The 23,740-nt window shown below is 70.7% G+C and carries 21 protein-coding genes; 18 read left to right on the plus strand and 3 right to left on the minus strand.

Going from position 1 to position 23,740, the window contains the following annotated elements; all coding sequences use genetic code 11:
- Window positions 1–13 precede the first annotated feature (13 nt).
- On the minus strand, window positions 14–607 hold the full coding sequence (locus tag EGM46_RS09755) for a M23 family metallopeptidase (protein ID WP_125099963.1): 594 nt from the start codon (window positions 605–607) through the stop codon (window positions 14–16).
- A 381-nt stretch (window positions 608–988) separates the two neighbouring features.
- On the opposite strand from EGM46_RS09755, the gene rpsB reads away from it, so the two are divergent.
- The 8 genes from rpsB to EGM46_RS09795 all read left to right on the plus strand — a co-directional run bounded on the left by rpsB (window position 989) and on the right by EGM46_RS09795 (window position 6,725).
- Entirely contained in the window at window positions 989–1,843 is an 855-nt protein-coding gene (rpsB, locus tag EGM46_RS09760) for a 30S ribosomal protein S2 (RefSeq protein ID WP_125099964.1), read from the plus strand.
- A gap of 45 nt (window positions 1,844–1,888) precedes the next feature.
- Complete coding sequence (gene tsf / locus EGM46_RS09765) at window positions 1,889–2,719, plus strand: translation elongation factor Ts (RefSeq protein WP_125099965.1); 831 nt, start codon at window positions 1,889–1,891, stop codon at window positions 2,717–2,719.
- 123 nt (window positions 2,720–2,842) lie between these two features.
- Complete coding sequence (gene pyrH / locus EGM46_RS09770; protein ID WP_125099966.1) at window positions 2,843–3,562, plus strand: UMP kinase; 720 nt, start codon at window positions 2,843–2,845, stop codon at window positions 3,560–3,562.
- A 36-nt stretch (window positions 3,563–3,598) separates the two neighbouring features.
- On the plus strand, window positions 3,599–4,153 hold the full coding sequence (gene frr, locus EGM46_RS09775; protein ID WP_125099967.1) for a ribosome recycling factor: 555 nt from the start codon (window positions 3,599–3,601) through the stop codon (window positions 4,151–4,153).
- 5 nt (window positions 4,154–4,158) lie between these two features.
- Window positions 4,159–5,076, plus strand: a complete 918-nt coding sequence (locus EGM46_RS09780; RefSeq protein ID WP_125099968.1) for a phosphatidate cytidylyltransferase — start codon at window positions 4,159–4,161, stop codon at window positions 5,074–5,076.
- A 50-nt stretch (window positions 5,077–5,126) separates the two neighbouring features.
- Window positions 5,127–5,678: a DivIVA domain-containing protein gene (locus tag EGM46_RS09785; RefSeq protein WP_241156279.1), complete on the plus strand. Its 552-nt coding sequence runs from the start codon at window positions 5,127–5,129 to the stop codon at window positions 5,676–5,678.
- Between the two features lie 78 nt (window positions 5,679–5,756).
- Entirely contained in the window at window positions 5,757–6,431 is a 675-nt protein-coding gene (locus EGM46_RS09790) for a transglycosylase SLT domain-containing protein (RefSeq protein WP_241156280.1), read from the plus strand.
- A gap of 12 nt (window positions 6,432–6,443) precedes the next feature.
- Complete coding sequence (locus EGM46_RS09795) at window positions 6,444–6,725, plus strand: ATP/GTP-binding protein (RefSeq protein WP_125099970.1); 282 nt, start codon at window positions 6,444–6,446, stop codon at window positions 6,723–6,725.
- Window positions 6,726–6,745: 20 nt separating this feature from the next.
- Here EGM46_RS09795 and EGM46_RS09800 read toward each other — a convergent pair whose 3' ends face one another.
- Both EGM46_RS09800 and EGM46_RS09805 read right to left on the minus strand, forming a co-directional pair.
- A complete protein-coding gene (locus EGM46_RS09800) occupies window positions 6,746–7,276 on the minus strand; it encodes a ribonuclease H family protein (protein ID WP_125099971.1) in 531 nt (176 codons plus the stop codon).
- A gap of 36 nt (window positions 7,277–7,312) precedes the next feature.
- Window positions 7,313–10,165: a hypothetical protein gene (locus EGM46_RS09805; RefSeq protein ID WP_125099972.1), complete on the minus strand. Its 2,853-nt coding sequence runs from the start codon at window positions 10,163–10,165 to the stop codon at window positions 7,313–7,315.
- Window positions 10,166–10,440: 275 nt separating this feature from the next.
- On the opposite strand from EGM46_RS09805, the gene EGM46_RS09810 reads away from it, so the two are divergent.
- The 10 genes from EGM46_RS09810 to gatB all read left to right on the plus strand — a co-directional run bounded on the left by EGM46_RS09810 (window position 10,441) and on the right by gatB (window position 23,628).
- On the plus strand, window positions 10,441–12,426 hold the full coding sequence (locus EGM46_RS09810) for a glycosyltransferase (protein ID WP_125099973.1): 1,986 nt from the start codon (window positions 10,441–10,443) through the stop codon (window positions 12,424–12,426).
- Window positions 12,427–12,428: 2 nt separating this feature from the next.
- Window positions 12,429–13,415 (plus strand): tetratricopeptide repeat protein, encoded by a 987-nt coding sequence (locus tag EGM46_RS09815; RefSeq protein ID WP_125099974.1) that lies wholly within the window; start codon window positions 12,429–12,431, stop codon window positions 13,413–13,415.
- Window positions 13,416–13,431: 16 nt separating this feature from the next.
- Window positions 13,432–14,613 carry a cysteine desulfurase family protein gene (locus EGM46_RS09820; protein ID WP_125099975.1) on the plus strand — a complete coding sequence of 394 codons (1,182 nt, stop codon included), beginning with the start codon at window positions 13,432–13,434 and terminating at the stop codon, window positions 14,611–14,613.
- Between the two features lie 9 nt (window positions 14,614–14,622).
- A complete protein-coding gene (mnmA, locus tag EGM46_RS09825) occupies window positions 14,623–15,807 on the plus strand; it encodes a tRNA 2-thiouridine(34) synthase MnmA (protein WP_241156281.1) in 1,185 nt (394 codons plus the stop codon).
- A gap of 298 nt (window positions 15,808–16,105) precedes the next feature.
- Window positions 16,106–18,442, plus strand: coding sequence for an NAD-dependent DNA ligase LigA (gene ligA / locus EGM46_RS09830; protein ID WP_125099986.1), 2,337 nt, complete (start codon window positions 16,106–16,108; stop codon window positions 18,440–18,442).
- Window positions 18,443–18,554: 112 nt separating this feature from the next.
- Window positions 18,555–19,181 carry a DNA-3-methyladenine glycosylase I gene (locus EGM46_RS09835; protein ID WP_125099976.1) on the plus strand — a complete coding sequence of 209 codons (627 nt, stop codon included), beginning with the start codon at window positions 18,555–18,557 and terminating at the stop codon, window positions 19,179–19,181.
- Between the two features lie 33 nt (window positions 19,182–19,214).
- Window positions 19,215–20,171, plus strand: a complete 957-nt coding sequence (locus EGM46_RS09840; RefSeq protein ID WP_125099977.1) for a linear amide C-N hydrolase — start codon at window positions 19,215–19,217, stop codon at window positions 20,169–20,171.
- A 72-nt stretch (window positions 20,172–20,243) separates the two neighbouring features.
- Complete coding sequence (gene gatC, locus EGM46_RS09845; RefSeq protein WP_125099978.1) at window positions 20,244–20,579, plus strand: Asp-tRNA(Asn)/Glu-tRNA(Gln) amidotransferase subunit GatC; 336 nt, start codon at window positions 20,244–20,246, stop codon at window positions 20,577–20,579.
- A complete protein-coding gene (gene gatA, locus EGM46_RS09850) occupies window positions 20,579–22,114 on the plus strand; it encodes an Asp-tRNA(Asn)/Glu-tRNA(Gln) amidotransferase subunit GatA (protein ID WP_125099979.1) in 1,536 nt (511 codons plus the stop codon). Before gatC ends, gatA begins: the two co-directional genes overlap by 1 nt.
- Window positions 22,114–23,628, plus strand: a complete 1,515-nt coding sequence (gene gatB, locus EGM46_RS09855) for an Asp-tRNA(Asn)/Glu-tRNA(Gln) amidotransferase subunit GatB (protein ID WP_125099980.1) — start codon at window positions 22,114–22,116, stop codon at window positions 23,626–23,628. Before gatA ends, gatB begins: the two co-directional genes overlap by 1 nt.
- Window positions 23,629–23,740: the final 112 nt, after the last annotated feature.

Consider the following 23,740-nt stretch of genomic DNA (forward strand, 5'->3'; position numbering starts at 1 on the left):
TCCGCCAGCTCGCTCACTCCGCCAGGGCCGCCGGCGCGTCCCGCCAGGGCAGCAGCACCGGCCGGCCCAGCAGGAAGCGCATGGGGGAGACGTACTCGTCGTCGACACGCACACCGAGGTGCACGCACTCGGCGGCGCAGTGCCCGCCGCGCGCCGCCTCACCGAGCTGGGCGCCGGCGACGACCCGTTGCCCGGCCGTCACCGTGCTCGATACCGGCTCAAGCGAGTACACCGTCGCGTCGTCCACCCGCACGGAGACCAGTGGACGGTCGACCACCGTGCCGGCGAACGTCACCGTTCCCGCGGCCGGCGCGGAGACGAGTTCGCCAGGCACCGCGGGCAGGTCAACGCCGCGGTGTCCCGAGGTGTACGGCGTCTCCGGTGCGCGAAACGCCCCGGACACGTCGAGCGCCCCGGCGAGCGGGGAGCGCCAGAGCGCCGCGTCGGTGTGCTGCGCGCCCGGCGCGCCCGTGGCACTCGGCGCGAGCGGCGGCGGGCGCGCGCTCGCGCCGGGGGACACCGTGAGGAGAAACGCGCCAAGCGTGCCGAGCACGCCGAGCGACAGCGTGCGCGGCGCTGATCCGGCAGAAAGAGAAGAGGAGCCCATCTCCCGAGTGTCCCCGGAACACGCGGGGCGGGGGCGCGCAGATGCGAGACTGTGGACAGGTCGCACGACGCGGGAGACAGCGGCGGACTGTGAGCGGGGGAGCGCGCGCCATGTACACCCCACCCACCCCCCCACCCACACCCCAACACCGACACGCGAATGGCGGCGCAGCGTGCGGTCTGGTGGGGCGCCGGATGCTACACTGGTCAACGCACCTCGAAAGAGGTGACTTCGCGTGCCCACTCATCGGCGCACCGCCACCGGTCTTCGGTTCTTCTGATCGAAGCGGCGGGGCTCGAGGGCACCAGGATCTGATCGCAGTCGCGGTCGAATAAACCGAAAGCGCGTGCCCAGTGGGGCACGCAGAACAGGAGAACGGCAATGGCCGTCGTTACCATGCGCCAGCTGCTCGACAGCGGCGTCCACTTCGGACACCAGACCCGCCGCTGGAACCCGAAGATGAAGCGCTTCATTTTCACCGAGCGCTCGGGCATCTACATCATCGACCTGCAGCAGTCGCTCGGCTACATCGATGCCGCGTACGAGTTCGTGAAGAACACCGTTGCCCGCGGCGGCAACGTGCTCTTCGTCGGCACGAAGAAGCAGGCCCAGGAGGCCATCGCTGAGCAGGCGACCCGCGTCAACCAGCCCTACGTGAACCAGCGCTGGCTCGGCGGCCTCCTCACGAACTTCCAGACCGTCACCGGTCGCCTCGAGCGCATGAAGGAGCTCGAGCAGCTCGACTTCGAGGGCACCACGAGCGGCTTCACCAAGAAGGAGCTCCTCCTCAAGAAGCGCGAGCTCGAGAAGCTGCAGAAGTCGCTCGGCGGCATCCGCAACATGGGCAAGACCCCCTCGGCGCTCTGGGTGGTTGACACCAAGAAGGAGCACCTCGCGATCGACGAGGCGAAGAAGCTCGGGATCCCCGTGATCGCGATCCTCGACACCAACTGCGATCCCGACGAGGTCACCTACCCGATCCCGGGCAACGACGACGCAATCCGCTCGGTTGCGCTGCTCACCCGCGTGATCGCTGACGCCGTTGCTGAGGGCCTCATGGAGCGCCACCAGAAGCCCGAGGCTGGCGAGGCCGCTGCTGAGCCGCTCGCTGAGTGGGAGGTCGAGCTGCTCGGTGCAGAGACCCCCGCCGCTGAGGCCACCGAGGCACCCGCTGCTGAGGCCGTCGAGGCGCCCGCTGCTGAGGCGACCGAGGCTGCTGCCCCCGCCGCCGAGTAATTCGGTTCCCCCAACACGTTCAGAACCACTCAGAAGGAGTCACACATGGCTGCAGTAAGCATGGCCGCTGTGAAGGAGCTGCGCGAGCGTCTCGGCGCTGGCATGCTCGATAGCAAGAACGCACTCGTCGAGGCTGAGGGCGACATCGAGAAGGCGATTGAGATCCTGCGTCTCAAGGGCCTGAAGGGCGTCGCGAAGCGCGGCGACCGCGAGGCGAGCGAGGGTCTCGTCGCGGTCCGCCAGACCGAGGGCGCTGCCACGATGATCGAGCTCGTGTGCGAGACCGACTTCGTTGCGAAGAACGAGAAGTTCATTGCCCTGGCTGATCGCGTCCTCGACGCGATCACCGCGGCGAACGCTGCCACGGCTGAGGAGGCGCTCGCGGCTCCGGCTGACGGGAAGACCGTTGCCGACGTGATCGCTGACGAGTCGGCCATCATCGGCGAGCGCATCGTGCTCCGCAAGGTCACGCGCGTCGAGGCTCCGGCCACGTCGGTGTACCTGCACCAGACCTCGAAGGATCTGCCCCCGCAGATCGGCGTGGTCGTTGGCTACGAGGGCGACGGCGCAGAGGCTGCACTCAGCATCGCGCGTCACATCTCGTTCGCTGATCCGATGTACGTCACGCGCGACGAGGTTCCCGCGGCTGACGTCGAGAAGGAGCGCGAGATCGTCACCGAGATCTCGAAGAACGAGGGTAAGCCTGAGGCTGCGCTCCCGAAGATCGTTGAGGGGCGTCTGAACGCGTTCTTCAAGCAGGTCGTGCTCGGCGAGCAGGTCCACGCGCTTGACGACGAGAAGCGCGACGTGCAGAAGGTCGCTGAGGCGGCCGGCATCACGGTCACCGGCTTCGCACGCAGCAAGGTCGGCGCCTAACTGGTAGTCACGGGACCCGGGCCATTTTGGCCCGGGTCCCGTGCTATGCCCGCACTAGTATTGGCCTCAGCTGAGGCCCCCCCCACATTTTTCACCCACCGTGCCCCGTGAAGGAGACCACACATGACTGAGACCGCAGACCGTAAGCGTCGAGTGCTGCTGAAGCTTTCTGGCGAGGCCTTTGGTGGGGGAACGCTCGGGGTCAACCCCGACGTCGTGAGCCAGATCGCCCGCGAGATCGCGGCAGCAATGGAGCACGCTGAGGTCGCGGTGGTCGTCGGCGGCGGAAACTTCTTCCGCGGCGCCGAGCTCTCCCAGCGCGGCATGGATCGCGAGCGCGCCGACTACATGGGCATGCTGGGCACCGTGATGAACGCGCTCGCGCTGCAGGACTTCCTCGAGCAGGCTGGCGTTGAGACGCGCGTGCAGTCGGCGATCACGATGACGCAGGTCGCCGAGACCTACATCCCGCTCCGCGCGATCCGGCATCTGGAGAAGGGCCGCGTCGTGATCTTCGGCGCCGGCGCTGGGCTCCCGTACTTCTCGACCGACACGGTGTCGGCGCAGCGCGCGCTGGAGATCCACGCCGAGGAGGTGCTCGTCGCAAAGAACGGCGTCGACGGCGTGTACACGGCCGATCCGGCGAAGGATCCGAGCGCAACGCTCATCGACGACATCACGTACGGTGAGGCGCTCGTGCAGGGCCTCAAGGTCGTCGACTCGACCGCCTTCAGCCTGTGCATGGACAACGGCATGCCGATGCGCGTGTTCGGCATGGAGCCGGCTGGCAATGTCACCGCGGCGATCCGTGGCGAGAAACTCGGCACGCTCGTTCACCGCTAAGCTTGACTCAGTCCGGCAACACAGAAGGAGAGCACCGTGATCGAAGAGGTCTTCGTCGATATTAAGGACCGCATGAACGGCGCGGTCGAGTCCGCGAAGGACGGCTTCGCTTCGGTGCGCACCGGCCGAGCGAACCCCGCGCTGCTGCAGAACCTGCAGGTGGACTACTACGGCACCCCGACCCCGCTGCCCCAGCTGGCGTCGGTGCAGAACCAGGATGCGCGCAGCCTCATCATCACGCCCTACGACAAGGGCGCGATGAAGGACATCGAGCAGGCGATCCGCGACATGCCGAACCTCGGGGCCAGCCCCTCGAACGATGGAACCGTGATCCGCGTCGCGCTCCCCGAACTCACGGAGGAGCGTCGCAAGGAGTTCGTGAAGATCGTGAAGGGGCGTGCCGAGGATGCCCGCGTCGCGATCCGCAACGTCCGCCGTCAGGGCAAGGACGATCTCGAGGCGCTCAAGAGCGAGATCGGTGAGGACGAGGTGACCCGCGCCGAGAAGGAGCTCGAGGTCGTCACGAAGCAGTTCATCGAGCAGATCGATGATGCGCTGAAGCGCAAAGAAGCTGAGCTGCTGGAGGTCTGAGCCGCATGACCGGCTCCGACCGTCGCGACGAGCTGCGCAGCGTCTTCGAGACGAAGCGTGCGCAGCTCGAAGCGACGAACGCGCGCATTGAGGCGCGCGCTGGCCGCAACCTCTTCTTCGCGATCCTGTCGGGACTCGCGTTCGGCGGGATCTTCGTCGCGAGCCTGTTCCTCATGCGTGAGGTCTTTGTCGGGCTGGTCGCCGTGATCGTGTCGGTGGCGCTCGTCGAGCTGGCGAGCGCGTTCCGCGTGTCGGGTCGCCGCGTGCCGCGCGTCGGCGTGGTGCTGGGCGGCCTCGTCGTGGTGAGCGGCGCCTTCTTCTGGGGGGCCGAGGGCATGCTCCTCGGGCTGTTCGCCGGCTCGGCGCTGCTCACGCTGTGGCGCCTCGTCGAGGGGCTGTTCCCCGCGTGGGAGACGCCGCCGCGCACGCTGATCCGCGACGTGTTCTCCGGGCTCTTCACGCTCGTGTACGTCGCGTTCCTCGCGTCCTTTGCCGTGCTGCTGATCGACGGTCAGCGCGGCGAGTGGTGGGTGTTCGCGCTCGTGGCGATCGTCGTGTCCGTCGACGTTGGCGCGTACGCTGCCGGCGTGACGCTCGGGCGAACGAAGATGACGCCGCGTATCAGCCCGAACAAGACCTGGGAGGGCTTCTTTGGCGCCGCGGTGCTCGCGATGGCGGTTGGCGTGTCGGTGGCGATCTTCGCGCTCGAGCAGCCCTGGTGGGTGGGCATCATCCTCGGCGTCGTTGTGCTGTTCACCGCGACGGGGGGCGACCTCACCGAGTCGCTCATCAAGCGCAACCTGGGTGTGAAGGACATGAGCTCCTGGTTCCCCGGCCACGGCGGGTTCCTCGACCGGCTCGACTCGCTGCTCCCGTCCGCCGTCGGCGTGTACGGCGTCGCGCTCGTGCTCGGGGTGGTGTGATGTCCGCGCGTTCTCAGAATTCCCGAGCGTCGTCACGCGACAATGGGGTGGTGCACACAGCGTTTCCTCTCGCAACAGGCTCCCAGCTCGGCTACACGCAGGAGCCCGTCGACGCGTTCTTGGAGCGCGCGCGTGCCGCCTACGAGGGGGCGGCGGACGGTGCACCGCTCACCGCCGAGGCCATTCGCCACACCGCGTTCCCGATGAAGCGCGGGGGGTACTCGTCTCGCTACGTTGACGCTGCGCTGGATCGGCTCGAGGAAGTGTTTTTCGAGCGCGAGCGCCGTGCCAAGGTGCGCGCGGCCGGCGAGGATGCCTGGTGGGACGAGACCAGGGCCCTGCTCTCCGAGGTGCGTGGGAGGATCCAGCGCCCGCGCGGCCGGCGGTTCCGCCGTCGTGGCCTCTTCGCAACCGGCTACCGTCGCTCACAGGTCGACGCGTTCCTGGATCGCGTGTCAGAGATGTTCGAGCGACGCGCGCTCGAGCTGAGCCCCGCCGAGGTGCGCGACGTCGTGTTCCATTCGCAGTGGCGCGGTTACAGCGAGGATCAGGTCGATGCCCTGCTCGACGGGGTCGTCGAGCTGATCCTCTCGACCCGGTAGCACCGCGCGCGCCGCGCGACTGGGAATCCCGTCACCGCCGTTGTCCATCCGTCGATGCTGAGATAGAATCGTTACATTGTGGCTTCCCTGAACTCTTCCTCCGCGTCTCGTCGATCCCGGCTCCGTGCCCCCATCGCCGGGCTTGCCGTCGCCGGGTTCCTTGGCGCGGCAGTGATCGCCCCGTTCGCGCTGCCGAGCGCTCAGGCGAGCGACGAGGCGCTCGCGTACCAGGAGTTCCAGGAGCGGATCCACCAGGAGTTCATCCCGAACGAGTCCCCGGAGGCCGACCTCGTGTACGCCGAGGTGCCCGTGGTGCAGCTTCCTGACCCGGAGGAAGAGCGACGGAAGGCCGAGAAGGCTGCCGCGGAGCAGGCGAAGAAGGACGCTGAGACGGCGAAGAAGGCCGCCGAGGAGGCCGGCCAGTCACCGGACGGCGCCGCTACCGAGGTGGGCGCGCCGCCCAAGTTCACCGGCGGCGGATCGCCGGCCGAGTGGATGGCGGCAGCCGGCATCGCCGAGGGCGACTGGGGCTACGTCGACTTCATCGCCTCGAAGGAGAGCAGCTGGAACCCGAATGCGACGAACGCGAGCTCGGGTGCGTGCGGCCTCATTCAGGCGTACCCCTGCTCGAAGGTGCCGGGGAACGGCTACGATCCCGTCGACAACCTCCGCTGGGCTTCGGGCTACGCAACCGACCGCTACGGGAGCTGGAAGGACGCCTACGCGTTCTGGACCGCCAACCACTGGTGGTGATCCGACACAGCTATGCCGCGGAAGCATCGCCGCGCGCAGCCCACTGAGCTGCGCGACGTCTCTCGCCTCGCGCACGGCGGGGCGCAGCGCGTCTCGCGACGCGGCCGGGAGTGGTTCGTGCGTGACATCAGCGCTGCGCGAGCGGAGAAAGAGTACCGCTGCCCGGACTGCGGCACCGCGATCCCCGCGGGCCAGGCGCACGTTGTCGCCTGGTCAGCGGAGCATCTGTTCGGGGACAGCGCCGCGGTGCAGGATCGCAGGCACTACCACGCGCACTGCTGGCGCCTGGCCTGAGCCGAGGCGGGCCGGCACCGCTAGAACAGCGTTGGCTCGGCCGGTCCCTCCGACACGTCGAGCTGTGGTGACGTGCGCGGTGCGGCGTCGGCGAGCCCCGGGCCCTCCTCCGGTGCACGCCCGGCCTTGAACGCCGTGGCTGCGGCGCGCGCGCGATCGTCCGCCGCCTCGTTGAGCGGGTGGCCGACGTGTCCCTTCACCCACTCGAATCGCACCCTGCGTCCGGTGAGTGCCGCGTCGATGCGCTCGAGCAGTTCGCGGTTGAGCACGGGCTTGCCGTCTGCCTTCCGCCAGCCGCGACGCTTCCACCCGGGCATCCACTGCGTCACCGAGTTGATCACGTACTGGCTGTCGCAGATGATCAGGAGATCCTCGTCTGCGCGGTCGGCGGTCGCGAGCAGCAGATCCAGCACGGCCATGAGCTCGCCCTGGTTGTTCGTCGCCTTCGGCCAGCCACCGGCGCGCCACTGCTGATCGTCCACGACCCACGCCCATCCTGCCGGGCCGGGGTTTCCGAGCGCTGAACCGTCTGCTGCGGCTGTAAGTGTCATGAGTCCAGTCTGTCAGAGGGGGAGCGGGGCGCTCGCCTACGCACGATCATCGGAGCCGGACGTGGCGACGTCCGCCTGCGCGCTCATCGCATCGTCGCTCGTGAGCGCGTCGGCGACGGGGGCGTCGACGAGGCGTCCCGCGACGGTGCTCATCTTCTGCGCGTTCGTGATGACCTCGCCGAGGCTCTCGAAGTAGCGCGCAACCGCGCCCCGTTCGACCTTCAGCTGCGTCATCCGATCCTCGGCCGCCGCGAGCACCTGTGCGGCGCGATCCTCCGCGGCCGCGAAGGTGGTCTGCGCGCGGCGCTCGGCCTCCAGGATGATCTCCGCCGCCTGCCGCTCGGCGGTGGCGCGCGTGTTCCTTGCCTCCTGCGCGGCATCGCGGGTGATGACCTCGTACTCGGCGCGCGCGGTGTCGAGCTGGCCGCGCAGTTCGGCGAGCTCCGCGGAGACGGCCGCGGTCTCGCGCTCCGCCGCCTCCGCTGCGGTGCGCTGGCGCTCGGCGAGATCCTGCTCGAGCCCTTCGCGCTGCTGCGTCGAGCTGAGCGCGAACTCACGCCTGCTCGTGTCGATCTCGGCCTGCAGCTCGCGCAACCGGTCCTCGGTCTCCGCGCGCTGCGCCGCGAGCTGCTCCTCCTCGCTCGCGCGGTACTCGGCGAGCTCGGCGACCGTGTCGGCGCGGAGCAGGTCGGTCTCCTCGGTCACCGCAGCGCGCTGGGCCGCGACCTCGCGCGCGATCGCTGCCTCGTGCGTCTCGCGCGCGACGCGCAGTTCCTCGGTGTGCTGCGCGAGCGCCGCGGCGATGGAGCGGTCGTGCTCCTCGCGCTCCCGCGCGAGGTCGGCGGTGAGCTGCGCGCGCTCGCGCTCCATCCGCAGTTCCAGCTCCTCGCGCTCGAGTCCGAGCGCGGCCGCCGCCTCTTCGCGCAGGATCCTGGCGCGTTCGGTCTCCGCCGCGAGCTCATCGGCCAGCTGCTGCTGGTGCGCGGCGAGCTGCGCCGCGAGTCGTTCCTCCTGCACGGTGGCGGTGTCGGCGAGGTGCGCCTCGTGCGCCGCGCGCTCGCGCTCCGCCAGCTGCGCCGCGCGTTCGCGCTCGGCGTTCAGCTCCTCGGCCTGCGTACTCGCGGCGGCGGCGATCTGCGCTCTGTGCGCGTCCCACTCCGTGATGAGCCGGTCCTGGTGCGCGGCGAGTTCGCCGCCGATGCGCTCCTCGTGGGTCGTACGCTCGGCGGTGATGGTGGCCTCGTGCGCCGCGAGCTCTTCAGCGATGCGGTCGGCCTGCGCCGTCGCCTCGGCGTCGAGCCGCGCCTCGTGTGCGTCGCGCTCGGCGGTGATCCGCTGCTCGTGTTCGGCTCGCTCTGCGGCGAGATGCTGCTCGTGCGCGTCGCGCTCCGCGGCGATCTTCGCGTCGTGCTCGGCGCGCTCCTCGGCGAGTGCGGTGTCGTGCGCCTCACGTTCGCTCGCGATCGCGGTGTCGTGCGCCTCGCGCTCGCTCGCGAGTTGGCGCTGGTGGGTGTCGAGCTCGGCCGCGATGCGCGTGTCGTGCGCGTCGCGCTCGTCCCGGAGCCGTGCCTCGTGTGCGACCCGCGCCGCGCGCACCGACTCCTCGTGGGCCGCGCGCTCCTGCGCGATGGCGGCGTCGTGCTCCGCGCGCTCGGCGCTGATCCGCTCGCGATGCGCGTCGAACTCGCCCGTGAGGAGCTGCTCCTGCGCCTCGCGCGCGCTCGCGAGCTCGGCGTCGAGCGCGCTCCGCTCGTCGCTGCGCTCCTGCGTGGCGAGTGCCGTGAGGCGCTCCTGCTCGCGGCTTGTTTGATCGGTCAGCGTAGCGAGCTCGGCGCGGTGGGCCTCGAGCTCGCGCGCGATGGCCGCCTCGTGCTCCGCGCGCTCCTGCGCGGCGCGATCCTGGTGCGTCTGCTGTTCGAACGCGATGCGCCGGTCGTGCTGCTCGCGCTCGGTCGCGAGCGCGGTGTCGTGCTCCGCTCGCTCCTGGGCGATTCGCCCGCGGAGCGTCTCGATCTCGGTGGTGAGCGCCCGGCGCTCGGCGTCGGCCTCGGCCTCGAGCTGGCGGTTCCGCTCGGTGAAGCGCTCCTCCTGCTCGGCCTCCTCGCGCTGCCGGCTTGCGGCGAACTCCGCGCGTGCGCGCTCGCCCTCGCGTGCGAGTCGCGCGCGCTCGAGCTCGGCCTCGCGGGTGTGCTCCTCGAGCTGGCGCGCGAGCGCCACCGACTTCCGCTCGGTCTCGTCGCGCAGCTCCTCGGCCGCGGCGCGCGCCTCGGCGGTGACGCGTTCGGCCTCGGCCTGCGCCGCGGCGAGCGCGGCCTGGGCGCTGCGGTGAGCGCTCTCCCGCGCGGCCTCGGCCTCGCGCTCGGCCGAGCTGCGTGTGAGCTCGGCCGCTCGCCGCGCCTCGTCGACGAGTCGCTCGCGCTCGGCGTTCGCCGCGGCATCCTGCGCGGCCGTGTCGGTGCGCGCGCCTGTGATGAGCACCTCGGCCTGCTCGGACGCGGAGCGGATGAGCTCGTCGGCGCGCTGCTGCGCGGCGGCGAGCACGCGGGCGCTCTCCTCCTCGGAGGAGCGGCGGAGCTTCTCCGCGTCGAGGTCGGCCTGTGCCATGAGCCGCTGCGCGTGATCCTCAGCGACCTGGAGGCTCTTCTCCACGCGCAGGCCAAGCCCGGAGTACCCGCTCGCGCCCAGCTCAGCGACCTGCTCCTGCAGCTCGGCGATCAGCTGGCGCTGCTCCTGCCCCAGCGTGGTGGCCTGCTGGTGCGCCGCCTGGACGGCCTCGAGGTGCGACTGCAGCGTGGCGACGTGTCCCGTCAGTGCCCCGAGCCGCTCATCGACCTCCTCGCGGTTGTAGCCGCGGAAGGCTGGGGAGAAGGGCTGGGCTGCTTCGGACACGTGTTCTCCGGAATCTGAACCTGGGGGCGTTCCCGCGCGCACGTCAACTAAGGGGGATTTGACCGTGTGGCTGCGCAGGCTTGTAAGGGTTCATGATAGTTCACTTCCGGGGGCGCTGCGCAGCGATCTCCGCAGCTGCAGGGGGAAATATCGAGCGGTTCCGCATGTGCCACACGGAAAGCTCCGGTAGCGTGGAGCGATGAGGGGGCCGTTGTGCGTACCCGAGGCCACCGCCTCAGGGCATGTCCCCGACGAACACATGTGGAGGAGCTCACGTGCGATACGTGCTAGCTATTGCGACGCTCGCGCTCTCGGGCGTGCTGCTGATTCTGGGCCTGGGCCAGCGGACCTTTCTCGCCGGGCCGGCTGAGATCAGCTTCCCGGTCGATACGAAGTCCGAGACCGCGTACGCGGTGATCGACGGCGCGGACTTCGCGAAGGTGCCTGGGCAGGCAAACGTCGTGGTGCAGGGTGAGCACGCATTCGTCGCGACCGGCGCAACGCGCGACGTGCGCGGCTGGGTCGAGCCGTTCTCGCACGCTGAGCTGTCGGTGGACACGAGCGGCAAGAAGCTGCTGAGCGCGCTCATCGCGCCGGCGATCGACACGGCGCCGGCTGATGCCGCCGCGAGCGAGTCGGCCGCGGACGCCGAGGCCCCGAGCGCCGGGCTTGATCCGCGCGGCTCGGATCTGTGGCTCGAGGAGCGCGTCATCGACGAGGCGGGAACCGGGACCGAGACGGAGACGCTGCGCGTTCCGGTGTCGCTCGCCGCCGACCAGTCGGTCCTCATCGCCTCGGACGGCACGCAGCCGGTGCCGAAGGACGTCTCGCTCGTCTGGGCACAGGATCGCAACACCCCGTGGGCCGGGCCGCTGCTTGCGGCCGGCGGCGTGCTCGCGATCGTCGGCGGTCTGCTGTACCTCCTCGCGGTGGACCACGATCGGCGTGGGCTCGGACCGCGCCGCGGCAGGAAGGGCCCGCTGCAGGGCATCCGCAACGCGTTCTCGCGCGGCGGGCGCGGCACGGAGAGCGCGCCGCAGACGCAGACGCCGTCGCAGCCGCAGGATGAACCCGCAGCGCAGGATCAGGGCGCGCCGAAGGACGGGAGCGCCGCACCCGATACGGCGCCAGCGCAGCGCACCGCTCGGCCGAGCGGGCGCACCCCTGCGCTCCGGCGCGCGGCGCTTCCCGCGCTCGGCCTGACTGTCGCGCTCGGCCTCAGCGGGTGTTCCGCGAGCTACTGGCCGCAGTTCGACGCGGCGGCCGAGGTCGATGAGACGCCTGCCCCGACCGCGTCGGCGGTCGCCCCGGTGCCCGTCACCGAGGGCCAGCTGGATCGAATCGTGCAGCGCGTCTCGGAGACCGCTGGGCTGAGCGACGATGAGCTCGACGCCACGCTGCTCGCCGAGCGCTTCACCGGCGACGCGCTCGCGCAGCGCGCCGCCAACTACAAGATCCGCGCGAAGCAGCCGGACTACGCGGTGCTGCCGCCACGGATCACCGACGAGGAACTCGACTACCAGCTCGTGCAGAGCACCGAGGGCTGGCCGCGCACGCTGTTCGTCACCGTCGCCTCGACCGCGGGCGGCGACAGCGCCGACGCGGCCGGCGCCGCGGACGAGGCCAGCGACGCGCCGGCATCGCCGTCGCTCGCGCTCGTGCTCACGCAGCAGACCGCGCACGAGAACTACCTGGTCTCGCGCGTGATCGCGCTGCGCGGTGGCATCTCGATGCCGCAGGCGGCGCCCGCCGAGGACGGGACCGCCCTCCTGTCCAACGACATCGAGACGCTCATGCTCGCGCCGGGCAAGGTAGGGGAAGCGTACGCCGCGCTGCTGCAGAACGGGAAGGACGCCGAGCAGGCGGAGCTCTTCGATCTAGAGACGGACACCCTGCTCGACAGCTACGGCAAGGCACGCGCGGCCGAGGCGCAGGCCGCCTCGGACGACAAGGGGCAGACCATGCGCTTCTCCGTCCAGGCGAAGCAGGGGGACGCGAAGCCGGTCGCGCTGTCCACCGGCGCCGGTGGCGCGCTCGTTGCGACGACCGTCATCGAGGAGCAGATCGTCGACGCCGACGGTGGGCGCTACAAGCCACAGGCGAAGGACGCCGTGACCGCGCTCTCCGGCCTGAGCGGTGAGCAGGACAAGCTCATCCAGGAGGTCGCGCACCAGATGCTGTTCTTCGTGCCAAGCAAGACCGCCGGAACCAAGATTGAGCTGCTCGGAGTCACGAGCGAGCTCGTGGGAGTGAGGAACTAATCATGGCGCAGCAGATGCCAGAACGTATTCCAGGCGGCGGGGTCGACCTCAGCCACCTCGTGTCGCGCACGCAGCAGGGCGCCGCAGGGGCCGCAGGAGCCGCCCCCGGCGCGGCTGGCGCGGGAGCGCCGGCCGGAGGCGGTGCCGACGCGCGCGTGGTCGACGTGCCATCGCTCGTGATGGACGTCACCGATGCCGCGTTTGAGCAGGTCGCGCAGCTGTCGAGCGTCGTGCCCATCGTGTTCGTGATCGGCGCCTCCTGGAGCGAGCCTGCGCAGGCGCTCACCCCCGTGCTGGAGCAGATTACGCGCGAGCTCGAGGGGCGCGTCATGCTCGCGCGCGTCGACGTCGATGCGAGCCCCGGGCTCGCGCAGGCGTTCCAAGCCGAGACCGTGCCGAGCGTTGTCGCGCTCGTCGGCGGTCGCCCGGTCCCGCTCTTCCAAGGGATGCAGCCCGAGCCGCAGCTGCGCGAACTGTTCGTGCAGCTGCTGCAGCTCGCCGAGCAGCACGGCGTCACCGGCCGCGTGTCCGCGCCCGACGCCGGCGAGGCACCCGAGGAGCCGGCCGAGCCGCAGGTCCCCGAGGCGCACCTCGCCGCGGTTGAGGCCGGCGAACGCGGCGACTTCGCGACCGCGATCGCCGAGTGGGAGGCGGTGCTCGCGAAGGCCCCTGCCGACCACGCGGCGCGCGCGGCGCTCGTGCAGATGCGACTGCTCCACCGCCTGAGCGGCCGCTCGGCCGACGACATCCGCTCCGCGGCCGCGGCCGCCCCGCTCGGCGTGGCCGAGCAGCTCGCCGTCGCCGACCTCGACGTGTCCGGTGGGCACATCGAGGACGCCTTCCTCCGCCTGCTCGAGCTGTTCGCGGCGAGCGACGCCGACGGCCGCGCGATCGTGCGCGAGCGCCTGCTCGAACTCTTCGAGGTGGTCGGCGTCACCGATCCGCGCGTGATCGCCGCGCGCGGTCGGCTCGCGAACCTGCTCTACTGATCCCGCACTGAATCCCGTGCGCGCCTACCTCGATCACGCTGCCACCTCGCCCATGTCGGACGGGGTGGCAGCGGCGTATCTTGACGCGCTGCGCACCGTTGGCAACCCGGCGTCCACGCACGCGCACGGGCAGGAGGCGAGCGACCGGCTCGAGACTGCGCGCTCGGAGATCGCCGGTGCGCTCGGCTGCGACCACGCCGAGCTGATCCTCACCGGCGGGGGCACCGAGTCGGTGAACCTCGCGCTGAAGGGGCTGTTCTGGGGACGCCGCCGCGCGGGATCCGGCGCCACGATCCTCGTCGCCGACGGCGAACACCACGCGACGCTCGAGGCCGCGGAGTGGTTGCGCGACACGCAGGGGGCCACGCTCACCTGGCTGCCGCTCGACGCCGCCGGGCGGCTCAGTCCCGACACCCTCCGCGCAGCGATCGCGGAGGCCGGGCCGGGCGAGGTCGCGCTCGTCTCGTTCCTGTGGGCCAACAACGAGGTGGGCACGGTGCAGCCGGTCGCCGAGCTGTGCGCGGTCGCCGCGGCGGCCGGGATCCCGGCGCACGTCGACGCGATCGCGGCGCTTGGCCAGATCCCGATCGATTTCGCGGCATCCGGCGCCGCGGCCGTGAGCGTGTCCGCGCACAAGATCGGCGGCCCGGTCGGCGTCGGCGCGCTGCTGCTGTCCCGGCACGCCCCGATCGAACCGCTGCTCCACGGCGGCACCCAGCAGCGCGGGCGCTCGGGCACCCAGGACGTCGCCGGCGCGGTGGCCTTCGCCGCAGCGCTCGCCGAGTCGCTCACCGCGGACGGCTCACCGCGCCCAGCCGCGGTGGCGCGGCTGCGTCAACTGCGCGACGAGCTGATCGGCGGGATCCGCGCGATCGACCCGAGCGCGGTGCTCCGCGGGCCGGAGCCCGGCCCCGAGCGGCTGCCGGGCAACGCCCACTTCACGTTCCCCGGCTGCCAGGGCGACTCGCTCGTGTTCCTCCTCGACGCCGCAGGAGTCTCGGTGTCTGTCGGCTCGGCCTGCCAGGCCGGGGTCGCCGAACCATCGCACGTCCTCCGTGCGCTCGGCGTCCCCGAAGCGGAGGCGGCTGGCGCGCTGCGCTTCACCCTCGCGCCCAGCACCGAGACCGCAGCCATCGAACAGCTGCTCGCCGCGCTCCCCGACGCGCTTGCGCGGGCACGATCGGCCGGACTGGCCTAGAATACTCTGGTGAAAGTTCTGGCAGCTATGAGCGGAGGCGTCGACTCCGCGGTCGCCGCGGCGCGCGCGGTGGAGGCCGGGCACGAGGTCGTCGGGGTGCATCTCGCCCTCAGCAGGATGCCGGGCACCGTGCGCACCGGCTCGCGCGGCTGCTGCACCATCGAGGACGCGATGGACGCGCGGCGCGCCGCGAACCTGCTCGGGATCCCGTTCTACGTGTGGGATCTTTCCGAGCGGTTCAAGGAGGACGTCGTCGACGATTTCATCGCCGAGTACGCCGCCGGCCGCACCCCGAACCCGTGCATGCGCTGCAACGAGAAGATCAAGTTCGCCGCGCTGCTCGACAAGGCGATCGCGCTCGGCTTCGACGCGGTGGCGACCGGACACTATGCGACGATCATCGACACCGCGGCCGGGCGCGAACTGCACCGCGCGAGCGCGTGGTCGAAGGACCAGTCGTACGTGCTCGGCGTGCTCACCGAGCGCCAGCTCGCGCACTGCTACTTCCCGCTCGGGGACACGCCGTCGAAGGATCTCATCCGCGCGGAGGCCGCGGAGCGCGGCATCCAGGTCGCGCAGAAGCCGGACAGCCACGACATCTGCTTCATCCCCGACGGGGACACGCGCGGCTGGCTGTCCGAGCACGTGACGCGCACGCCGGGGGAGATCCTCGACGAGCACGGCGACGTGGTCGGCACGCACGACGGCGCGCACGGGTACACCGTCGGGCAGCGGCGCGGACTCCAGCTCGGGCGCCCCGCACCCGACGGCAGGCCGCGCTACGTGCTCTCGATCCGCCCGGTCTCCAACCAGGTGGTCGTCGGCCCGAAGGAGCAGCTCGAGATCTCGCGCATCGCCGGTGGCCGGTTCAGCTGGGCCGGGACGCCCGGTTTCGATCCCGAGCAGGAGTTCGCGTGCGAGGTGCAGATTCGCGCGCATGCTGACCCGGTCCCCGCGACGGCGCGCCTGGAAGCAATCACTGATCAGGATCGCACCGAGCAGCACCGCGCCGACGCGACGCACGAGATCGTCGTGGACATCGACCTCGCCCACGCGGAGCCGCTGCTCGGCGTCGCCCCCGGGCAGACCGCGGTGCTCTACATCGGCACGCGGGTGCTCGGCCAGTTCACGATCGACCGGGCGCTGCCGCTCGAGCGGGTGGCGCTCGGCGCCGCGGCGGCCGGACTCAGCTAATTCGACGCGCCGGGGGGCGTGTGCCCCGCAGCTCCCCGCCCCACCCTTCCGCATTTCTACACGGAGAAATCTTGAATTTCGGAGGGCAGGTGGCGCAGGGCTCCGAGATTTCCGATTTCTCCGTGCGGATGCGGGAAGTGTGGGTGTGCGGAAGCGCGGGTGCGGGGCGTCCGTGGGCGCGGACACGCGGTTCCGGCAGCGTGTCGGTGGTCGGCTTTAGAATTGTCGCGTGAACACGAACTCCGATCTCCACGCCGAGAATCCCCAGCTCACGGCACAGCCGGGCGCTGGCGCCGAGCTGCCGAGCGACTTCGCGGCGGCCCGCGAGGAAGCTGAGCGACTGACCATCGAGATCGAGCGGCTGCGCCGCGCGTATTACTCCGAGGGCGCGAGCCTCGTGTCGGACGCGGAGTACGACGAGCAGTTCCACCGATTGGAGGCGCTCGAGCGTGCCTTCCCCGAGCTCGCCGGCCAGGACAGCCCAACGCGCGAGGTCGGCGCAGCGGTCGTCTCCGCGGGCTTCCCCGAGCACGAGCACGCCGAGCGGATGCTGAGCCTCGACAACGTGTTCTCGCTCGACGAGTTCCGGGAGTGGGCGGAGAAGACGAGCGCGGCGGCCGGTCGGCCCGTGCGCTGGCTGTCCGAGCTCAAGATTGATGGGCTCGCGATCAGCCTCGCGTACCGCAACGGCGTGCTGGAGACGGCGACGACGCGCGGCGACGGTCGGGTGGGGGAGAACATCACCGAGAACGTCGACTTCATCCCCGTGATCCCGCGCACGTTGACGGGTGAGGGGATCCCCGAGTTCTTCGAGGCGCGCGGCGAGGTGTTTCTGCGCGGAGCTGACTTCGATTGGCTCAACGAGCGTCAGCACGAACTGCAGGCCGCGTACGCTGAGGAGCAGCGCGGCAAGGGGAAGAGCGAGGACCAGATTCCCGTGCGCTACCCGGAGTTTGCGAACGCGCGCAACACCGCGGCGGGGAGCCTGCGGCAGCGCGCGGAGAAGAAGTCTGCGGCAGAGCTCGCGCTCATGCGTGAGCGGCTCAGCCGGCTGTCGCTCTATGTGCACGGCATCGGGGCGTGGGAGCACCCCGACTTCGAGAACCAGTCGGACGCCTACCGGCTTCTCGGCGCCTGGGGGCTGCCGGTCTCGCCGCACTCGCGGGTGTGCGACTCGGTCGCCGAGGTCACCGACTTCATCGAGGATCGCGGCGCGCACCGCCACGACGTCGAGCACGAGATCGACGGCATCGTCGTGAAGGTCGACGAGTTCGCGCTGCACGCCGAGCTCGGTGAGACGAGCCGCGCCCCGCGCTGGGCGATCGCGTTCAAGTACCCGCCCGAGGAGGTGCACACCAAGCTGCTCGACATCCGTGTGGGGGTGGGGCGCACGGGACGCGCGACCCCGTACGCGGTGATGGCGCCGGTGAAGGTGGCCGGGTCGACCGTCAGCCAGGCAACCCTGCACAACCAGGAGGTCGTGCAGGCGAAGGGCGTGCGCATCGGCGACACCGTCGTGCTGCGCAAGGCCGGCGACGTGATCCCCGAGGTGCTGGGCGCCGTGCTCGAGCTGCGCGACGGAAGCGAGGTGGAGTGGCGCATGCCCGAGGCGTGCCCCGAGTGCGGCACCGCGCTGCGCGCGATGAAGGAGGGCGACATCGACCTTCGCTGCCCCAACGCGCGCGCATGCCCGGCGCAGGTGCGCGGCCGCGTCGAGCACATCGGATCGCGCGGGGCCCTCGACATCGAGGTGCTCGGCGAGATCACTGCCGCCGCGCTGACGCAGCCGCAGACCCCGGCGACCCCGCCGCTCGAGACGGAGGCCGGGCTCTTCGAACTGACCCTCGAGCAGCTCGTCCCGATCGAAGTGATCGTGCGCGACGCCGAGACCGGGGAGCAGCGCATCGACGAGGAGACCGGCGCGCCGGTGATCCGCGCGCCCTTCCAGCGTCTCAGCGCGGCGAGCTACCCGCCAGGCTGGGAGAACGCGAGCCCAGCGGAACGCCGGGCGGCCGGCATCAAGAAGGACTTCCGCGAGACCCTGCCATCGAAGACGGCCGAGACGTTCCTCGCCGAACTGGAGCGCGCGAAGACGAAACCGCTGTGGCGCCTGCTCGTCGCGCTGAACATCCGCCACGTCGGCCCCGTCGCGGCGCGCGCGCTCGCCGGCTGGTTCGGCTCGCTCGACGCGATCCGGGCGGCCACCCGCGAAGAGCTCGCCGAGGTGGACGGCGTCGGCGGGATCATCGCGGAGTCGCTGCAGGACTGGTTCACGGTCGACTGGCACCTCGAAATCGTCGACCGTTGGACCGCGGCCGGCGTGCAGTGGGCGACGCCAGGCCACCCCGGGCCGGGCGCGGCGCAAGCCGAGGGCGGCGTGCTCTCCGGTCTCACGATCGTCGCGACGGGGAGCCTGGACGGCTTCACGCGCGACGGCGCCAAGGAGGCAATCCTGCAGGCCGGCGGGAAAGCCGCATCGAGCGTCTCGAAGAAAACCGACTACGTCGCCGCGGGCCCCGGCGCGGGATCCAAGCTCGCGAAGGCCGAAGAGCTGGGGATCCCCGTGCTCTCGGCCGAGCAGTTCGCCGTGCTCGTCACCGAGGGCCCCGCTGCGCTCGAGCTCCCCGACGCGTAGGCGCACGAGTTATCCACATTCTGGGCGAGAACACCCGAGCCGGGTGCACGCTGACTAGCCTGGGACGATCCCGCGCGGAAGTACCGAACGGGATGAGCGAAAGGACACCGAGATGAGTCAGCCGCCAGCTGCCCCCACCCGTACCGCCTGGGCCACGCAAGATCCGCGCCTCACCGAGTACTACGACACCGAGTGGGGTATGCCGGTAACCGACGACCGCGGGGTCTTCGAGCGGCTCAGCCTCGAAGCATTCCAGTCGGGGCTGTCCTGGCTGACCATTCTCAAGAAGCGCGCCGCCTTCCAGGAGGCGTTCGCGGGCTTCGCCCCCGAGCGCGTCGCGGCGTTCACCGACGCCGACGTTGCGCGCCTGCTCACGAACGAGGGCATCGTGCGCAACCGCCAGAAGATCGAGTCCACCATCCACAACGCGCGGGTCACGGTCGAGCTCGCCGACGGCGGCGAGACCACACTCACCGAGCTCGTGTGGGCCGCAATGCCCGAGCGGTCGCCGGCCCCGGCGACCGAGGCGCAGGTGCCGGCGGTCTCCCCGGAATCGGAGGCCCTCGCCAAGGAGCTCAAGCGCCGCGGCTATCGATTCGTCGGCCCGACGACTATGTACGCGCTCATGAGCGCCATCGGCATCGTCGACACCCACATCGTTTCAAGCCACCGGCGCGGCTGCTCGGGCCTCTGGGACGTCGACGGCGCGCGGAGCGATCAGCCGCTCGTTTTGGGGTGACGGAACCCCTCTGATTTCGCTAGGGTGTGGATCATGTGCACTCGATTCCTGTGGTCTTCGCTCGGAGCGCCGGGCAGCGGAAACGTCCTGGTCGGGCGCAGTATGGACTGGTTCGAGGACACGCGAACGGTGCTCGCGGTGCGCCCGCGCGGGGTGGAGCGCGAGAGCGCGCAAGGGGATCCGGCATCCTTCACCTGGCGGGCGGAGTACGGCAGTGTGGTCTGCCTCATGTACGGCGAGATCGCGGTGGACGGCCTCAACGAGGTGGGGCTCCAGGCGAGCGGCCTCTACCTCGCCGAGTCCGACTACGGGCCGCGCGACCCTGCACGCCCCGGCCTCGCGCTCGCGCAGGCGATTCAGTGCCTGCTCGACCGCTTCGACACGGTCGCCTCCGCGGTCGAGTGGCTGCGCGGGAGCGCGGTGCAGATCATCCCGCTCGACATCGGCGGGAAGCCGGGCACCGGTCACATCGCGCTCGGCGACCCGAGCGGCGACTCCGCGATCATCGAGTTCCTGGCGGGCACCATGGAGGTGCACCACGGTACCGAGTTCACCGTCATGGCGAACTCGCCGGCATACGCCGAGCAACTACAGCTCGAGCAGCGCTACGCGGGGCTCGGGGGAGACCAGCCGCTGCCTGGCGGCACCGACTCGCCCGATCGCTTCGCGCGCGCGGCGTTCTACTCGGCGCGGCTCCCCGAGACCGACGACGCCCGCACGGCGGCGGCGTCCGCGTTCAGCGTCATCCGCAACGCCTCGGCGCCGTTCGGAACCGCGGATCCCGTGCGACCGAACGTGTCGACCACGCGCTGGCGGACGGTGGCGGATCTCACGGAGCGCCGGTTCTTCTACGAGTCGACGACGAGCCCCAACGTGGTGTGGGTGGAACTCTCGCAGCTCGACCTCAGCGGCCCGGCTGAGCAGCGCTTCTCTCCGGAGGCCGCACCGCACGCGAGCGGCATGGTCAACGGGGAGTTCGCAGCGGTCTGAGGGGCCCGCCCCGGCGAGCGCTCGCTAGGATAGTGGGGTTGACACCACAACCCGAAGCCATGATGGAGCAGCATGCCTGAAACTTCTGCGGCCGAGCGCGCCGCATCGAACGGGGAGATCACGGCTCAGACCGTGCAGCATCTCGCCGGTCTGTCTCGAATCGCTCTCACCGACGCCGAGATCGATTCGCTCACGACCGAGCTCGGTTCGATTCTCGAGAATATCGCGAAGGTGAGCGAGGTGGCCGGGGCCGACGTTCCCGCGACGAGCCACCCGATCCCGCTCAACAACGTGACCCGACCCGACGAGATCGCCGACGTGCTGACGCGCGAGCAGGCGCTCGACAACGCCCCGGAAACCACCGACGGAATGTTCCGCGTCTCGTCGATCCTGGGGGAGGAGCAGTAGTGTCTGACCTGATTCAGCTGACCGCCGCCGAGCTGTCCGCGAAGCTCACCGCCGGCGACGTGTCCGCAGTGGAGGCCGCGCAGGCGCATCTCGACCGCATCTCCGCGGTCGACGGCGAGCTCCACGCCTTCCTCGCAACCGACGCCGAGGCCTCGCTCGCCGCAGCCCGCGACATCGACGCCCGCCGCGCGGCCGGCGAGACGCTCGGCGCGCTCGCCGGTGTCCCGCTCGCGATCAAGGACGTGCTCGTCACGACCGACATGCCGTCCACGAGCGGCTCGAAGATCCTCGAGGGCTACCGCTCGCCCTTCGACGCGACCGCGGTCGCGAAGGCCCGCGCGGCCGGCCTCGTGAACATCGGTAAGACGAACATGGACGAATTCGCCATGGGATCTGCGACGGAGAACTCGGCGTACGGTCCGACGCACAACCAGTGGGATCAGAGCCGTGTGCCTGGCGGATCCGGCGGTGGCTCGGCGGTCGCGGTCGGCGCGTTCGCCGCGCCGCTCGCGCTCGGCTCGGACACCGGCGGCTCGATCCGCCAGCCGGCCGCGCTCACCGGCACCGTTGGTGCCAAGCCAACGTACGGCGGCGTGAGCCGCTACGGGGCGATCGCGCTCGCGTCCTCGCTCGACCAGATCGGGCCGTGCGCGCGCACCGTGCTCGATACCGCGCTCCTGCACGACGTCATCGCCGGGCACGATGCCCACGATTCCACGTCGCTGAACCACGCGTGGCCGTCGATGGCCGCGGCGGCTCGCGCCGGTGCCGATCCCACGAGCCTGCGCGGTCTCCGCGTCGGCGTCGTGAAGCAGCTCATGATCGACGGCGTGCAGCCCGGCGTGAAGGCGCGCTTCGACGAGTCGCTCGCGCTCCTCGCGGCGCAGGGCGCTGAGATCGTCGAGATCGACGCCCCGCACTTCGAGTACGCGGTCGCCGCGTACTACCTGATCCTCCCGGCTGAGGCCTCGAGCAACCTGGCGAAGTACGACTCGGTGCGCTTCGGGCTGCGCGTCACCCCGCAGGGCGGCGGCACCGTCGAGAGCGTGATGAGCGAGACCCGCGCGGCCGGCTTCGGCGCTGAGGTGAAGCGACGCATCATCCTCGGCACCTACGCCCTGTCGGCCGGCTACTACGACGCCTACTACGGCAGCGCGCAGAAGGTGCGCACGCTGATCCAGCGCGACTTCGCGCAGGCGTTCGCGCAGGTCGACGTGATCGCGTCGCCCACGGCGCCGACGACCGCGTGGGCGCTCGGCGCACACGGCGGCGATCCCATGCAGGACTACCTGAACGATGCGACGACGATCCCGGCGAACCTCGCGGGGATCCCGGGGCTCAGCCTGCCGATCGGTACCGCGCAGGAGGACGGGCTGCCCGTCGGGCTGCAGCTCATGGCCCCCGCGTTCGAGGATGCCCGCCTGTACCAGGCCGGCGCGGCGATCGAACAGCTCGTCACCGACCGCGACGGCGCGCCCTTCTGGGCGCAGGCCCCGTCCCTTGCAGGTGCCCCGACCGGGAAGGCGAACGCGTAATGGCAAAGACCAAGCTCATGGACTACGCCGAGGCGCTTGAGCGCTTCGAGCCAGTGATCGGCCTCGAGGTGCACGTCGAGCTGAACACGACGACCAAGATGTTCTCCTCCGCGCCGAACACCTTCGGTGCGGAGCCGAACACGAACCTCACGCCGGTGTGCCTCGGCCTCCCCGGTGCGCTGCCCGTGGTCAACGACCAGGCGGTGCGCTACTCGATCAGCCTCGGGCTCGCGCTCGGCTGCGAGATCGCTGAGGTGTCTGGCTTCGCGCGGAAGAACTACTTCTACCCGGACATGGCGAAGAACTACCAGATCTCGCAGTTCGACGACCCCATCGCGCACGACGGTTCGGTGGAGATCGAGCTCGCCTCGGGGCGCGTGGTGCACGTGCCGATCGAGCGCGCGCACATGGAGGAGGACGCCGGCAAGCTGAACCACGTCGGTGGTTCGACCGGTCGCATCCAGGGTGCGGAGTACTCGCTCGTCGACTACAACCGCGCCGGCGTGCCGCTCGTGGAGATTGTCACCCGCCCCATCTTCGGCGGGGAGGCCGACACTCCGGAGATCGCCGCGGCGTACGTCGCGACGATTCGTGAGCTCGTGCTCTCGCTCGGGATCTCGGACGCGCGCATGGAGCGAGGGAACCTGCGCTGCGACGCGAACGTGTCGCTCCGTCCCCGCGGCAACGAGGACGCCGGCATGAGCGTGCTCGGCACCCGCACCGAGACGAAGAACGTGAACTCGCTGCGCTCCATCGAGCGCGCTGTGCGGTTCGAGATCCAGCGCCAGGCGCAGATCCTCAGCGAGGGCGGCAGCATCACGCAGGAGACGCGCCACTGGCACGAGGACACGGGGGAGACTTCGCCCGGCCGCCCGAAGAGCGACGCCGACGACTACCGCTACTTCCCTGAGCCGGACCTCGCGCCGCTCACGCCCTCGCGCGAGCTGGTGGAGGAGCTGCGCGCGCAGCTCCCGGAGCACCCGACGCTGCGCACGCGCCGCCTGAAGCAGGAGTGGCAGTTCTCCGCACTCGAGTTCCAGGACGTCGTGAACGCCGGCCTCGTCTCCTCGATCGAGGCGACCGTGGCTGCCGGTGTCCCCGCGCAGGCCGCGCGGAAGTGGTGGACCGGTGAGATCGCGCGCATCGCGAACGAGCGCTCGGCGGCCCCCGCCGACCTCATCACCCCGGAGCAGATCGCCTCGGTGGTGGCGCTCGTCGACGCCGGCACGCTCAACGACAAGCTCGCGCGCCAGGTCATCGCCGGCATCATCGCCGGCGAGGGGACCGCGCAGGAGATCGTTGACGCGCGCGGCCTCGCCATCGTGTCCGACGACGGCGCACTCATCGCCGCGGTGGACGCGGCCCTCGCGGAGCAGCCGGACGTGCTCGCGAAGATCCGCGACGGCAAGGTGCAGGCCGCCGGCGCGATCATCGGTTCCGTGATGAAGGCGATGCGCGGGCAGGCCGACGCCGCACGCGTGCGCGAGCTCGTGCTCGAGCGCGCCGCCCAGTAGCACGGATCTCCCGCAGTGAAGCGGGTGCGCACCCCAGCGGGGTGCGCACCCGTTTCGCGTTCACGGAGGGGTGAGCCAGGGGACACGCCCGAGAACGGGGTTCGGCTTGCAG

It is taken from the genome of Leucobacter chromiireducens (assembly GCF_003917135.1).
Taxonomy (GTDB): Bacteria; Actinomycetota; Actinomycetes; order Actinomycetales; family Microbacteriaceae; genus Leucobacter; species Leucobacter chromiireducens_A.